The sequence below is a fragment of the Bradyrhizobium sp. JYMT SZCCT0180 genome (assembly GCF_018130165.1).
Lineage (GTDB): Bacteria > Pseudomonadota > Alphaproteobacteria > Rhizobiales > Xanthobacteraceae > Bradyrhizobium.
Window position 1 is genome coordinate 156,149 of the sequence record NZ_JAFCLZ010000002.1, and the last position, 14,043, is coordinate 170,191.

Below are 14,043 nucleotides of genomic sequence, written 5' to 3' on the forward strand. Positions count from 1 at the left end.
GACGCGCGAACAAAAAACGACAACAGGCCGGGGAAATTCCATGGGGGCACTCTCGATTCGTGCAGCGAAGCTCGCTGCGCTCAGCATTCTTGCGATGAACGCCTGGCCGGCGACACCGGCCTTTGCGCAGGAATCGACCATCAACGCCGCCGACACCGCGTGGATGATCGTCGCCACCGCGCTCGTCCTGATGATGACGATCCCGGGCCTGGCGCTGTTCTATTCCGGCATGGTGCGCAAGAAGAACGTGCTGGCGACGATGGCGCAGAGCCTCGCTGCGGTCGCGATCATCTCGATACTCTGGGTGTGTTTCGGCTATTCGCTGGCGTTCGTCGGCGATGGCCGCTGGATCGGCACGCTGGATCGCTGGTTCCTCATCGGCGTCACGATGGACAGCGTCAACCCGGCGGCGAAGACGATTCCGGAAATACTGTTCATGCTGTACCAGATGACGTTTGCGATCATCACGGTGGCGCTGGTGGCGGGCGCGGTGGCGGACCGGATGCGGTTCTCGGCCTATCTGCTGTTCTCGATCGGCTGGTTCATGTTCGTCTATGTGCCCCTGGCGCATTGGGTGTGGGGCGGCGGCTTCCTCGCCACCATGGGCGTGCTGGATTTTGCGGGCGGTCTCGTCGTGCATCTGTCCGCGGGCATCGGCGGTCTGGTTGCCGCCAAGGTGATGGGACAGCGTCACGGCTATGGCAGCGACAATCTTTCCCCGTTCGACCTGTCGCTCGCCGTCATCGGCACCGGACTGCTGTGGGTCGGCTGGTTCGGATTCAACGGCGGCTCGGCGCTGGCGGCGAATTCACGCGCCGTGATGGCCATCACCGCAACGCATCTGGCGGCCTGCGCCGGCGCGCTGACCTGGGGCGCGATCGAATGGGCGACGCGGCGCAAGCCTTCCGTGCTCGGCATGATCTCCGGCGCGATCGCAGGCCTCGGCACGATCACGCCGGCCTCCGGTTACGTAGCACCGTGGCATGGTATCGTCATCGGCGTGGTGGCGGGTCTGGTTTGCTTCTGGGCCTGCACCTGGCTCAAGCACCGTTTCAAGTATGACGACTCGCTCGACGTGTTCGGCGTCCACGGCATCGGCGGCATGACCGGCACCCTGCTCGCCGGCGTGTTTGCAACGTCAGCCATCGGCGGCAGCGCCGGCCTGATCGAAAACAACCCGCAGCAAGTGATGATCCAGCTCTACGGCATCGGCGTCACCTTGGTGTGGTCGGGCGGCGTCACCTATGTGCTGCTCAAGCTGGTGAGCGCGTTCGTGCCGCTGCGGGTGTCACTGCAGCAGGAGCTCGAAGGCCTGGATATTTCGCAGCACGGCGAGGCGCTTCAGTAGAACTACCCATCTGGATACCGCCTTTCTGCCCTCGCACTGGGCAGGATTATGTCCGGAGTCTGGCGTGCCCGCGCCTTGACCAGCCGTGCCTATTTTTTAAGCGCGACGGAATGGCGCAGTTTGGTTCCCCTCCCCGAAAGGCCGAAAAGCCCCGGATTCATAAACCGTTAGGGAAATCCGCCGTTCTGGCACGGCATTTGATTCTAAGGGTCCTGGCTGTGCCCGCGAAGTGAACTTCTCCGCGTGGTGAACCTCAGTCGAGAACGCCCGGTCTGTCTGAACCGGGCCTAGCGGGGATAGGACCCATGAAAATTGTTATGGCGATCATCAAGCCATTCAAACTCGAAGAAGTCCGGGACGCCCTGACCGCCATTGGCGTTCACGGTCTCACGGTGACGGAAGTCAAAGGCTATGGTCGGCAGAAAGGCCACACGGAAATCTATCGCGGCGCTGAATACGCGGTGAGCTTCCTGCCCAAGATCAAGATCGAGGTCGCTGTGGCCTCGGACCAGGTCGACAAGACCATCGACGCCATCACCTCGGCAGCAAAAACCGGACAAATCGGCGACGGCAAGATCTTCGTCATCAACCTCGACCATGCGGTTCGCATCCGCACCGGTGAGGCGGATGCCGCGGCACTCTGATCTCGCGCTCAACCCAGACACTCAGGAGTACAACAAATGACGTTCAAACGTCCCTATAGCGCGGGACTGACGGCCCTCGCCGTCGGCATGTTCGCCGCAACCTCCGCTTACGCGGAAGCCACAGTCAACAAGGGCGACAACGCCTGGATGCTCACGTCGACGGTGCTGGTGCTGTTGATGACGATCCCCGGCCTTGCACTGTTCTATGGTGGCCTGGTCCGTTCCAAGAACATGCTCTCGGTCCTGATGCAGGTTTTCTACACGGTCTGCATCGTCGTCCTGATCTGGGCGGTCTACGGCTACAGCCTCGCCTTCACCGGCGGATCGGACTTCATCGGCGGCTTCTCCAAGGCGTTCCTGAAGATCGCGCCGGAAGGCAAGACGATCCTCGACGCCCAGGCGGCGACCTTCTCCGCAGACGTCAACATCACGGAGCTGATCTACATCTGCTTCCAGATGACCTTCGCGTGCATCACCCCCGCACTCATCGTCGGCGCCTTCGCCGAACGCATGAAGTTCTCGGCTGTCGCGCTGTTCGTGCCGCTCTGGGTAACCCTGATCTATCTGCCGATCGCGCACATGGTTTGGTACTGGGCCGGACCGGACGCGATCTCTGCCGCGCTCAAGACCTTCGAAGCCGCGACGGACAAGGCCGCTGCGCAGGCCGCCTTCGATGCGGCGAAGACCGCGTTCGGGGATGACCAGGGCTGGATCTTCAAGAAGGGCGCGATCGACTTCGCGGGCGGCACCGTGGTGCACATCAACGCCGGCATCGCCGGTCTCGTTGGCGCGCTCCTGATCGGCAAGCGCGTCGGTTACGGCAAGGAGCTGATGGCTCCGCACTCGCTGACCATGACCATGATCGGCGCTTCGCTGCTCTGGGTCGGCTGGTTCGGCTTCAATGCCGGATCTAACCTCGAAGCCTCCGGCGGCGCCGCGCTCGCCATGACCAACTCCTTCGTTGCAACCGCAGCGGCGGCGATGGCCTGGATGTTCGCGGAATGGATCGTCAAGGGTCACCCCTCGGTGCTCGGCGCGTTGTCGGGTGCTGTCGCGGGCCTCGTGGCGGTTACGCCTGCGGCCGGTTACGCCGGTCCGATGGGCGCGATCGTGCTCGGTCTCGTGGTCGGAATCGTCTGCCTGTTCTTCTGCACCGTGGTGAAGAATGCGCTCGGCTATGACGACTCGCTCGACGTGTTCGGCGTCCACTGCGTCGGCGGCATCGTCGGCGCGCTCGGCACCGGCATCCTGGTGAACCCGGCGCTCGGCGGTACCGGCGTCATGGATTACACCATCGGCAAGATCGCGGAATACGACTTCGCAGCCCAGATGGTCTCGCAGTTCTGGGGCGTCGCCACCACGCTGGTGTGGTCGGGCATCGGCTCTGCGATCCTGTTCAAGGTCGTCGATGTCATCGTCGGCCTGCGCGTCAACGTCGAGACCGAACGTGAAGGCCTCGATGTCACCGAGCACACCGAGCGCGCTTACAATATGTGAGTTCTCCCGGGGTGCGATCCCCTGGGGGTCGCACCCACAACTCCGGTTCGGGCACATACCCGGCAATGCCCTGACCGTTGAGGGGCTCCAGCGCAAGCTGGAGCCCCTTTCTTTTTGTTTCGAATTTGAAACTTGAATCGAACTTGAGTGGACGCTCAACTCGGACCATGGCATCGGAAGCCTCTACCGAGGACTCTCGATGACGCACGGCCTGCTCCACGTCGTTTTCACGCCTTCCGGCGCCAAGAGCCTGAGAACGGCGTTGGAAGATGCCGGCCGCGACGATCAGGTCATCTCCTCGTTCGACTGCCTCAGCTTCGGGCCAATAAATCCTCTCGAATTGCCGTTGCGATCGAAATGGGTTGAGGATGAACTTGGCTGGACCGGATGGAACAAAATCGCTCCCGAAACAGAGGCGTTCTGGCGCGAGGCGCTTTCCCCTGGCCGCCGAAAGGTCGCCTGGCTGTCGCGACGATCGGCCATGGAATACGCCGGCTTTCTCGAGTTGCTGTGGCGAATGCACGACGCACCGTGCGAAGTAGTCGACCTGAGCGAAGTCAGAATAGCCTGCCCACCGGAGAATGGCTTATCTCGACCGCCCGCCTTGCCCATGAGTCTCGGCTTGATCAACGCGAACACGATACGCCAAGAGAAGCTTTGGGATTTGGCCGAACCTTTGCCGGCGACCGAACGGCAGCGATATCGGGATCTCTGGCAGCGGCTTCGCTTCGAAAACGCGCCGCTGCGTGTGATCGAAGGTGGCGAGCTTGTATCGGCGCCAATCTCCTTCTTCGACGAGCGGTTGATGTCTTACGCAACGAACGATTGGCAAAAGGTAGCGATAATCGTCGGAGAGGTTTTGGCTGCAGAGATGGACGATGAAGTCCTTCAGGTCGGAGATATCGTCCTGGCGGCACGCATCGATGCCATGGCTGCGAGCGGTCAGCTGGAAATTCAGGGCAAATCTGCTCTTGAAATGCAGAGTCTCGTGAGACTGCCGAGAACACAATAGGCAAACTGCAGGGAAAGCCCGGCAGCGCTTAGGTTGCTCGAACTGTCAGCCGAACTTCGCACTGAGTTTCGGATACAGGTCGTAGACCTCGTCTTCCTGCCACTCGGTTCCGGAAGGCTGAGCCGGCGCAATCCGTTGCGGTGGATTGCCGGCAACCGCTTCGACGCCATCGGTGACGGCGTATTGATAGCCTTCGTAGAACCAGTCCAGTTCATCAAAGCCGTCGTCCGCCAGTGAGTCCGGATCCGACAGCGCGCGCTTGAACGCCTGACGTCCCCGGGAAATCAACGCGGCGCGAAAATCGGAGAAGGTATCGTCGCTGCAGCCGCCATTGATGACGTAAGCCGCGCCCCAGAGCGGCCAGTCATAAGCCTGGTCCATCTTTTCATTGAACAACCGCGCGAACTCGAGCGCCTCGTCCTTCGACAGTGCCGCGATTTGCTGGCGCAGGGCGTCGCATTTCTGATCCATATCGCCACCCGAACTATCGTGCGCACGCTGCACGATTTTCCAGAATCCGTCCTCGTCCATTGCATGCTCCTGCCAGTGGGCTCGCCTTTGGCGTCGTGCACAAACTAATCCGGGAATGGCAGAAATCACGATGGAACAGAAACCAGAGCTAAAAAAGCATTGCCAAATCCCTCACGCGGCGCAGAATTGACCGCAACAATAACCGGGAGGACGTCATGAAGCTCGAAGGCGGATGCTATTGCGGCAAAGTGCGCTATCAGGCCGAGGGCGACCCGATGATGAAGGCGCAGTGCCATTGCCGCGAATGCCAGTATATCACCGGCGGCTCGACCAACATGTTCCTGGTGATGCCGATCGCGGGTTTCAAATACACCAAGGAGACTCCCAAGCAGTTCAAGCGCACCGATCTGGAACGCGCGGTGACGCGGGAATTCTGCGCCGAATGCGGCACCCATGTCGTGACGCGGCCACCGGGACTGCCGGGTGTCGTCGTCAAGGTCGGCACGCTCGACGACCCCTCGCTGTTCGACGGCCCGCAGATCGCGATCTACACCGTCGACAAGCAGCCCTATCACCACGTCCCCGAAGGCATGCCGAGTTTCGAGCGGTTGCCGCAAAGGTAGATCAACAATCGTCATTGCGAGCGGAGCGAAGCAATCCATATTGCTCCAGGCGGTGGCATGGATTGCTTCGCTTACAATGACGGAGGCTGCGACAAAACAACCCGACGGGCAAATCAGTTCTGAGTTTCAGAAATCGTGTCAAGCGGAAAATTTCCGTAAATCAAAAATATTTCTGTAGTCGGCCGACCCAAATCAGTGCGCATCTATCGCCATCCCGTCCCACTCAGAGGGCGTCGGCCGTCGTCACGGACGTTGGGCGGGTTGCGGTGGACGCTGGTTCACGTCTGACGACGGCGTGGATTAAGCGTACGGCAAAACCGTGTGGTCCTGGCGCCCGTTGCCGGCGTCAAGCTGTCGGAGAAGCGTGAGCGGAAACGATAGCGACGGAGTCAACCCAGAACTCGTCTCCGGGGAGATCACGGCATAAGCCGTAAAGCCATTGCGCAGGGAAGGCCGGGTGTTCACCGCTGCCCTGTATGCTCGTGTGCAGCTTTTTTAGTGCAAATCGCACACGAGACCGCGGGTGCAGCGCGCACCTGGTCTTCCCTGCGCCCTCTTATTTCGGGCGGGAAGTTACTTGCAAACCTCGGGCTTATCAGGCCGCGAGAACGCAAACTCATATTCAGTGTCATCGTCCGCGAAGGCGGACGATCCAGTATTCCAGAGACCGCGATGATTGAACCGAGAAGTCGCGGCGTACTGGATCGCCCGGTCAAGCCGGGCGATGACAGCAAGGGTTGTTTGAAAATTGAATCAGAACATCTCCCGGCGGGCGCGTTGCCTCGTCGCAAGGGAAAACCACGAACCGATCGCCAACAAAAATGCCGGCGATCGCTCGCCGGCATTTTTGTTTGATCATTCGCTTGATCAGCACGCAAATTAGCCAAGCGCTATCCGTCGTCGCAAATGCGAAAGCCTTGGTCGTGCAATCTTCGCGTCTGGTTCGTTGCAGGCGGCGCCACTGTGATTTGGCGCACAGTTCTGCCCGAGTGTGATCTGGCAAACACGGCGCCATCGTTCAAACCAATGGAGGCGTGGATGTTTGGCTCTATCGGGAATGCTTTCGGGGATGCCGTCGACTGGGTGGGAGATCGGGCAGAGGATGCGGGTGAGGTCATTTCGGATGGCGTTGATGCCATCGCAGGCGGCATTTCGGATGGCGTCGATGCCGTCGGCAGCGGCGCAAGTGCGGGCTGGAATGCAGCGGAAGATGCCGTAGTCGAGATCGGCAACTTTGCTACGTCGGCATTCAGTACCATCGGGAGCGGCATCGGCTCGGGAGCAGGTCTGGTTGGACGTTTCCTGGAATCGGCGCCGACCGACATCTGGAATGGCGCAAACAAGTTCGTGGACCTCGGGGTGTATGAACTTACCTCGGGCGCGAGACGAATTGCCGACATCGGCGTCGACCTCGGCGAGACCTTGTGGCAGCGCGGGTCGAACTCGTTCACGGTTGTTACGGACGGTTTCTCGACCCTTGCCGATGAAGGCTTCAACACGATCAGAGGCATTGGCGGCGGACTCGGTAATGCCGGCAGCGCTCTCGGCAACGGTTTCGTCAATGTCTTCAACGACGGTGTAAGTACCGTCGGCAAGGCTGGCGGGGCGCTGCTTGAGGGTGACGTCCTGGAGGCCGGCGAGCACCTGGTGGATGGTGTCGGCAACGCCGCAGAACACGTGGCGGAAGCTGCGGCGGGTGCCGCCGAAGGTGTGGTCGAAGCCGGTTCTGCCGCGGCCGAGGGCGCGCTCGATATGGCCGGCACCGCCGCTGGTATGGCGGGCGAGGTTGGCAAGGATTACATGCAGGCAGCAGGCAAGATCGTGACCAGCGGCGTCGAGGTGGTGGGCGCGATCGCAGAGGCCGAAGTCAAGATCCTGTACGGCGGGGCGGAAATCGCCGCGGACACGGTTGGAGGTCCGCTTGGCGAATTTTACGGCAACGTCATCCACAACTACGGCGAAGCCGTGACCAGCACGCTGGATCATATGCGCGAGACCATCAACGGTGGTGTCGACGCGGGCACCAGCTGGGGCGGCGAGTATGTCAACATGCTCGGAGAAAATGCCGACACGCTCGGCCATGATGCCGGCCAGGTGGTCGACGATATCTCCCGTGGCGATTTCGATGCCGCGGCGGAGCACCTGGGTGAACTCCTTGAAGACGGAGTCGATGCGCTGAAAGACTTCGGCGAATCCCAGGTCGATGGCGTCAAGGCGCTGGCCGAGATCGCATCCGGCATCAAGACCGTGCTGAACGGTCTGAACGAAGCCATGGCCAAGGCGGGCGGCGGGTTTGTCTCGGCGGTCGGCGAGACGCTCGGCGGCGATGTGGGTGAGGCTCTCGAGGATGCCGGCGACTGGTTTGGCGAGAAGACGGAATTGGCTTCGGACCTCGTCCAGGGCGATCTTGAGGGGGCGGCGAAGGAAGGCGCGAAGGAACTCGGTGGCCTCGGCGGCGAGTGGCTTGGCGACCGTCTCCAGGACGGCACCAACTGGCTCGGCAATGAGCTCGGCGGAATCCCCGGTGATGCCATCAAGGCTGGTGGCGACGCTGCCGCCGATGGCATCAAGAGCGCGATGCGGGATCTCGCTGGCTCAGCGGCCGGCAAGGGGCTCGATGCCGTCAACGGTAACGCGAGCCCGCCGCCGGGCGGCACCGCTGGAAGCGCGGCCTCGTCCGCAGCGCCCCACAAGGATGAGTCGCTGATGGAACGGGGACAGCACGCCGTTGACAACGCGGCCCATGGCTTGATCGACAAGGTGGACAATGCCATCCAGAACACGATGCATGATCCGCAATGGCTGCTTACCCAGATCGCCGACGGGATCAAGGATCATGCCGACGACAAGGGATTTGCTGGCGCGCTCGGCAAGCTGCTTGGCATGACTGACGGCAACCATGCCAATGGCGACGCCGCCGCGCATGCGGCGGAGGCGGCCCCCACGGGGACGGCGCATGCGGCCCTCACCATGGAGCCGGCTGCGGAATCGTCGGTCAGCAGCTTCTGGGATCAGGCCGGTCAAGGCGATGGACATGGCCTCGACTCTCCGACGGTGGTGCAGGCGCTGACGCAAGGCACGGCCGCTTCGGCGGTGGCCAACGCGGACATCCCGGTGCTGCAGGCGCAACCCATTGTGCCTTCCTTCGGCGATCCCGAATCCACGGAAAGCACGTTCGCAGGTCACGCCACCCTGGCGGCGCTGAACCCGCAACCGCTGCCGCCAGACCCGGGCGAGGCCATCGTCCTTGGCCACGAGTTGAAGGCCTTGCTGCAGAATATCCTGCACGACGCATCGTTCGACGCGATGGAGACGCTGGAAGGCATGATGCAGCATTCGCAGCCGCAGCAGCAGGAACCGCATCTCGACACCACCTTGATGGCGCAGTTCGAGTCGCTGAGGATGCCCGAGAGCGAATTCGCCCACCAGCTGTTCTGAGCCGGTTGACGATGATGATCGGCCCCGTCACGCTCCCGCGTGGCGGGGCCACATCATACTGAAGATTGCTCTTCGTGAGATTGCTGGCGTCGGGAATCGCCCGAACAAAAATGCCGGCGATCGCTCGCCGGATCAGGTCTTCTTCAACATCGGGCAGACGCTCTTGTCGAGCGGGATGAAGGCTTCCTCGGCGGGGATGGTGGCGACGAGGTTGTAATAGTCCCACGGATATTTCGAATCCGCCGGCTTCTTCACCTCGAACAGATAGGCCGGGTGGATCTTGCGGCCGTCGGCACGGACCGTACCCTTGCCGAACAGGTCGTCGTCGGTCGGCATTTCCTTCATCTTGGCGACCACCGCGCGGCCGTCATGCGGGTTGCCGCCGAGCGCTTCCAGCGCCTTGAAGTAATGGATCAGCGAGGAATAGACGCCGGCCTGCACCATGGTGGGCGGGCCCTTCTTGTGCTTTTCGTTGAAGCGCTTGGTGAAGGCCCGGGTCTTGTCGTTGGCGTCCCAATAGAACGTCTCGGTGAAGTTCAGGCCCTGCGCGACCTTCAACCCGAGCGCATGAACGTCGGTGATGAACATCAGCATGCCCGCGAGCTTCTGCCCGCCGGAGACGATGCCGAACTCCGCCGCCTGCTTGATCGAGTTGGTGGTGTCGCCGCCGGCATTGGCAAGGCCGATGATCTTCGCCTTCGAGCTCTGCGCCTGCAGCAGGAAAGAGGAGAAGTCGGCATTGTTGAGCGGATGCTTGACGCCGCCGAGCACCTTGCCGCCATTGGCGGTGACGACGGCTGCCGTATCGCGTTCGAGCGCGTGACCGAAGGCGTAGTCCGCCGTCAGGAAGAACCAGCTGTCGCCGCCGGACTTGACCAGCGCCTTGCCGGTGCCGTTGGCCAGCATCCAGGTGTCGTAGACCCAGTGAATCGTGTTCGGCGAGCATTGCGCGCCGGTCAGATCGGACGACGCCGAGCCGGAGTTCAAATTGACGACGTTCTTGTCCTTGGCAAGGTTGGCGATCGCAAGGCCGACGCCGGAGCTGGCGAGATCGACGAACACGTCGACCTTCTCGACGTCGATCCACTGCTTGCCGATGTTGACGCCGACATCAGGCTTGTTCTGGTGGTCCGCCGAGATCAGTTCGATCTTCCAGCCTTTCGCCAGCAAGCCGGAATCATCGATTGCCATCTGCGCGGCGACGCTGGAGCCGGGGCCGCCGATGTCGGCATACAGGCCCGATTGATCTCCGAGGCTGCCGACCTTGACGACCTTGTCGAGCGTTTGCGCAAACGCTGCGCCTGCAAATACCAGGCTCGTGGTCATCACCAAAGCTGCAATGGATCGCTTCATTTCCCCTCCAAGGAATCTTTCAAGATATTTTTGCAAGGATATTTTTGAATGTTTGCAAAACTCGCAGCGCCATTATGCCCGGCATCGTGTTCGCCGCCTAGCGGGCTGCGATGGATCGTGCGTGCAGGGAATATTCCATGTCGCGGTGAATTCCGGGCACGCGCCGGCGCTGCGTGCCACTGAGACGCGAAAATGTCGCGAAGACGTATCACGTCGATCAGCGCGGATTCAAAATCATGCCGCCCTGGAATAGAAGGCCGTAGCTCGGAGGCATCGTACGGCGGCGAGGGCCACCGTCATCCCGGCAATCACGCGTTACGCTGCAACCGTATGCAGCGTCACGGTCAGCTCTGTTTCCCCCATGCCGCATCCTGCCCAATTGGCGTTAGGTACGGAGCGTCTCCGCGCATTGCGACGAGGCCAAGCTCGATCAGCTTCGCCAAATGATCCCTGTTGAACGATCGCCTTCCGGCAATGTCCCGCAACGTCCATCTGAGATCGACCGCGTCGATCCCGAACTGTGCAAGCGGATCTGCTTCGTTGCTCATTTCGCTTTCTTGCGCGAGGGTCGCCTACCGCCAGTAATAGCGGATGCCGACATAGACGACGACGAGGCACGCAAAGATCAGCGCCACCGGAAGCCGCGGTTTTGCCTGTGGTCCTGATGCCGCGGCCTTTGGCTTGGCCGGCGGCCGGCGAAAGGCGGTGACGTTGCCGGTGTCGGCGGCGGGATCGCTGGAGCGCGCGGGAATTTCCGGCGGGGTTCCGGCGCCGCCCATCTCCGCATAATAGCTCTTGTACATCAGCTGGATCGTCGCCTCGGAAGCATCCGCATCCGTCATCTTCTCGAGCAGCTGCCTGTAGCTGACGAGAAAACCTTGCGCCTCGGCGGGCAGGGCGGAAGCGCCGTTGAGCTTGGCGAGCATTTTCCAGGTGGCAAAATCCGCCCTCGCGCGGGTGTCGGCGCGTCGTGCGATCAACATGTCGGCAGCTTTGATCACCATGGCTCCAAGCCAACTCCTCCGTGTCCGGCGTTCTCTATCTAAGGTTTATGCGTTGCCCGTGATAAAGAGAAGCGCACGGATCACATAGCCGGTCAGTGTTCGCAGTATTGCCGAAATAACATCAAGATTTAGGCCGAGCTGGCTGCCCAGGATCGGCAGCAGGATCAGCAGGCCGATCAGGATCAGCATGCCATAGGGTTCCAGCCGCGACAGCGGGTAAGCCAGCACCCGCGGCAGCAGCCCCACCGCGACCCGCCCGCCGTCCAGCGGCGGGATCGGCAGCATGTTGAAGATCGCCAGCACGATATTGATCAGGAACGCATTTTTGAGGTTGTCCGCGGTCCATTGCGCCGCATCCGCGGGCACCAGGGGCATGATATGGAAGGCAAGGGCCACCAGCACGGCCAGGACGATGTTGGTGGCCGGGCCCGCCAGCGCCACCCAGACCATGTCGAGGCGGGGATGGTTCAAATTGCGGAAATTCACCGGCACCGGCTTGGCGTAGCCGAACAGGAACGGCGATTGCGAAAGCAGCAGCAATCCGGGGAGAATGACGGTCCCGAACGGGTCGATATGCTTGAAGGGGTTGAGGCTGACCCGGCCGAGCTGCCAGGCGGTGTTGTCGCCGAGGCGATAGGCGGCGAAGGCGTGGGCGGCCTCATGCAGGGTGATGGCGAGCAGGAGCGGCAATACCCAGACCGATACGGCGTACAATGAGATGTTTGAAAACAAGGGACTGTCCACTCAGTTCAGGCAACGCGAACGCTGTCACGTGCGCGCCTTGATAACACCTCATCGCGACGGTTCGAGATGCCGGTGCGTAAATGATGGGCGAGCAGCGCGCCTGCCGGTGATAGGTCAGTGGCGCGATGCAGGCAAATGTCGGCAGCCGGCAGTCTCGGCAGGCCGTCATGGTCCGACAGCACGCGCAACCGCGGCGGAAGGGTGCCGGCCTTGACGACGGTCACGGCCAGACCCAGCGCTGCGACCGCTTCCACGGCGGCAAGGCTGTGGCTGACAAAAGCCAGCCGCCACGGACGCCTGGCGGCATCCAGCGCGTCGATTGCCCATTTCCGGAACAGGCAGCCCTGCGGATACAGCGCCACCGGCAGCGGCTCCTGCTGTTCGACCGGGTGAGAAGCGCTGGTTGCCCATACGGCTTGTTCGCGGCGCAGGAATTCGCCGTCGCCGCGGCCTTCGGGATGCATTGCGATGACGAGGTCGTAGGCCTCGCCGAGCCTTGCCGGCATCGAGGCTGTGAGCCCGGTTTCCATCTCGACATGGATGCGCGGATAGCCGGCGAGGAAGCTCGCCAGCAGGGCAGGGACGACGCATGTGCCGTAATCGTCCATCACACCTAACCGAACCACGCCTTCGACCTTGCGCTCGGCGAGCTTGCCGACCGCTTCCTCGTTCAGCGTGAGAATTTGCCGCGCATATCCAAGCAGGCCTTCGCCCGCGGCGCTCAAATCGACATTCGCCTTGGTCCGGTTGAACAGTTCGGCGCCGAGGCGATCTTCCAGGCGCTTGATCTGCATGCTCACGGCCGACTGGGTCCGGTTCAGCATGATGGCGGCACGCGTGAAGGAGCGGTGGTCCGCCACCGCGACGAATGCCAGCAACAGATCGGGATCAAGGTTGGGCTTGGTCATCACAATGCGTTATTTCTTGCATCAATTAAATTCCATTTGTTGATTAGTACCCCTCCCTTATCCTCGCGCGCAAGCCGGTAAAGTGAGGATTTGACTGATGGGAGAAGTGTGGGGAGTGCTGGCGGCGGTATTATCCAGCGCGCTTGGCGGGACTTCGATCGGCGCCACCCGCTATCTCGTGAGCGCGATTGATCCGCTCGCCATCGGCTCGTTCCGGTTCGGCATTGGGTTCGTATTGCTGTTGCCGGTGGCGCTGTGGCAGGGCGGTCGCTGGCCCGCACGCCGGGATTGGCCCGCCGTGGCCGGCTTGGGCGTGCTGTTCTTTGCCCTGTTCCCGCTGCTGTTCAACGCCTCCCTCATCTTCACCACGGCGGCGCGGGGGGCGCTCGCCCTGTCGACTCTTCCGTTGCTGACCATGGTCGTCGGTGCGGCGCTCGGCAGCGAAGCGTTGACGTTGCGCAAATCGCTCGGAGTTGTCGTCGCGATGCTCGGCGTCGCGATCGCGCTGCTGTCGGGCCTGGCCTTTGCGCCGCCTGGCGCCTGGCGCGGCGATCTTCTGATGGTCGGCGCGGCCTTGTGCATGGCGCTCTACAGCATCTGGTCCAAGCCCTTCATCGTGCGCTCGGGGCCGATTCCGTTCACCACGATGGCCATGGGTGTCGGCGCGGCGTGCCTGATCCTGATTTCCTGCGGGCGCGGCAGTTTCGCGCCGGTTGCCGATTTCGGGATGCCGCAATGGCTCGCCGCGACTTATCTCGGAGCCTTCGGCAGCGCGCTCACATTCTATCTCTGGGCGTTCGCGCTGGCGCGCACGACGCCGACCCGTGTCGCCATATCGGTCACCGTCAATCCGGTCGCGGCGTCGCTGGTCGGCGCGGTGTTGCTCCACGAACCGCTCAGCTGGAACCTGGTCGGCGGCATCGTGACGGTCTTCGCCGGGATCTGGATCGCGACGACGTCAGGGCGGCAAGCGAGGGCGGCAACTCAGCCGTCTTGAGGCT

13 protein-coding genes are annotated in these 14,043 nt (G+C 62.1%); 8 read left to right on the plus strand and 5 right to left on the minus strand.

What is annotated here, in order from left to right:
• The first annotated feature begins 40 nt into the window (after window positions 1–40).
• The 4 genes from JQ641_RS03345 to JQ641_RS03360 all read left to right on the plus strand — a co-directional run bounded on the left by JQ641_RS03345 (window position 41) and on the right by JQ641_RS03360 (window position 4,501).
• On the plus strand, window positions 41–1,348 hold the full coding sequence (locus JQ641_RS03345; RefSeq protein WP_211994419.1) for an ammonium transporter: 1,308 nt from the start codon (window positions 41–43) through the stop codon (window positions 1,346–1,348).
• Window positions 1,349–1,653: 305 nt separating this feature from the next.
• Complete coding sequence (locus JQ641_RS03350; protein WP_008142813.1) at window positions 1,654–1,992, plus strand: P-II family nitrogen regulator; 339 nt, start codon at window positions 1,654–1,656, stop codon at window positions 1,990–1,992.
• 36 nt (window positions 1,993–2,028) lie between these two features.
• Window positions 2,029–3,489 carry an ammonium transporter gene (locus JQ641_RS03355; protein WP_211994420.1) on the plus strand — a complete coding sequence of 487 codons (1,461 nt, stop codon included), beginning with the start codon at window positions 2,029–2,031 and terminating at the stop codon, window positions 3,487–3,489.
• 199 nt (window positions 3,490–3,688) lie between these two features.
• Window positions 3,689–4,501 carry a DUF3658 domain-containing protein gene (locus JQ641_RS03360; protein ID WP_211994421.1) on the plus strand — a complete coding sequence of 271 codons (813 nt, stop codon included), beginning with the start codon at window positions 3,689–3,691 and terminating at the stop codon, window positions 4,499–4,501.
• A gap of 45 nt (window positions 4,502–4,546) precedes the next feature.
• Here the strand turns inward: JQ641_RS03360 and JQ641_RS03365 are convergent, their stop codons facing one another.
• On the minus strand, window positions 4,547–5,032 hold the full coding sequence (locus JQ641_RS03365) for a DUF4240 domain-containing protein (RefSeq protein ID WP_211994422.1): 486 nt from the start codon (window positions 5,030–5,032) through the stop codon (window positions 4,547–4,549).
• A gap of 155 nt (window positions 5,033–5,187) precedes the next feature.
• Between JQ641_RS03365 and JQ641_RS03370 the strand changes: the two genes are divergently transcribed.
• The 3 genes from JQ641_RS03370 (at window position 5,188) to JQ641_RS03380 (ending at window position 9,033) form a co-directional block, all read left to right on the plus strand.
• Complete coding sequence (locus tag JQ641_RS03370) at window positions 5,188–5,595, plus strand: GFA family protein (RefSeq protein WP_192740635.1); 408 nt, start codon at window positions 5,188–5,190, stop codon at window positions 5,593–5,595.
• Window positions 5,596–6,267: 672 nt separating this feature from the next.
• Window positions 6,268–6,450, plus strand: a complete 183-nt coding sequence (locus JQ641_RS03375; protein WP_211994423.1) for a hypothetical protein — start codon at window positions 6,268–6,270, stop codon at window positions 6,448–6,450.
• 183 nt (window positions 6,451–6,633) lie between these two features.
• A complete protein-coding gene (locus JQ641_RS03380) occupies window positions 6,634–9,033 on the plus strand; it encodes a hypothetical protein (RefSeq protein WP_211994424.1) in 2,400 nt (799 codons plus the stop codon).
• A 132-nt stretch (window positions 9,034–9,165) separates the two neighbouring features.
• Here JQ641_RS03380 and JQ641_RS03385 read toward each other — a convergent pair whose 3' ends face one another.
• From JQ641_RS03385 to JQ641_RS03400, 4 genes are all read right to left on the minus strand, one after another.
• Window positions 9,166–10,386 carry an ABC transporter substrate-binding protein gene (locus tag JQ641_RS03385; protein WP_211994425.1) on the minus strand — a complete coding sequence of 407 codons (1,221 nt, stop codon included), beginning with the start codon at window positions 10,384–10,386 and terminating at the stop codon, window positions 9,166–9,168.
• A gap of 572 nt (window positions 10,387–10,958) precedes the next feature.
• A complete protein-coding gene (locus JQ641_RS03390; RefSeq protein ID WP_211994687.1) occupies window positions 10,959–11,369 on the minus strand; it encodes a hypothetical protein in 411 nt (136 codons plus the stop codon).
• 66 nt (window positions 11,370–11,435) lie between these two features.
• Window positions 11,436–12,122, minus strand: coding sequence for a site-2 protease family protein (locus tag JQ641_RS03395; protein ID WP_211994426.1), 687 nt, complete (start codon window positions 12,120–12,122; stop codon window positions 11,436–11,438).
• A 17-nt stretch (window positions 12,123–12,139) separates the two neighbouring features.
• Window positions 12,140–13,042, minus strand: a complete 903-nt coding sequence (locus JQ641_RS03400; protein WP_211994427.1) for a LysR substrate-binding domain-containing protein — start codon at window positions 13,040–13,042, stop codon at window positions 12,140–12,142.
• Between the two features lie 97 nt (window positions 13,043–13,139).
• Here JQ641_RS03400 and JQ641_RS03405 point away from each other — a divergent pair, with 97 nt between their 5' ends.
• Window positions 13,140–14,039 (plus strand): DMT family transporter, encoded by a 900-nt coding sequence (locus JQ641_RS03405; protein ID WP_211994428.1) that lies wholly within the window; start codon window positions 13,140–13,142, stop codon window positions 14,037–14,039.
• Window positions 14,040–14,043 lie beyond the last annotated feature (4 nt).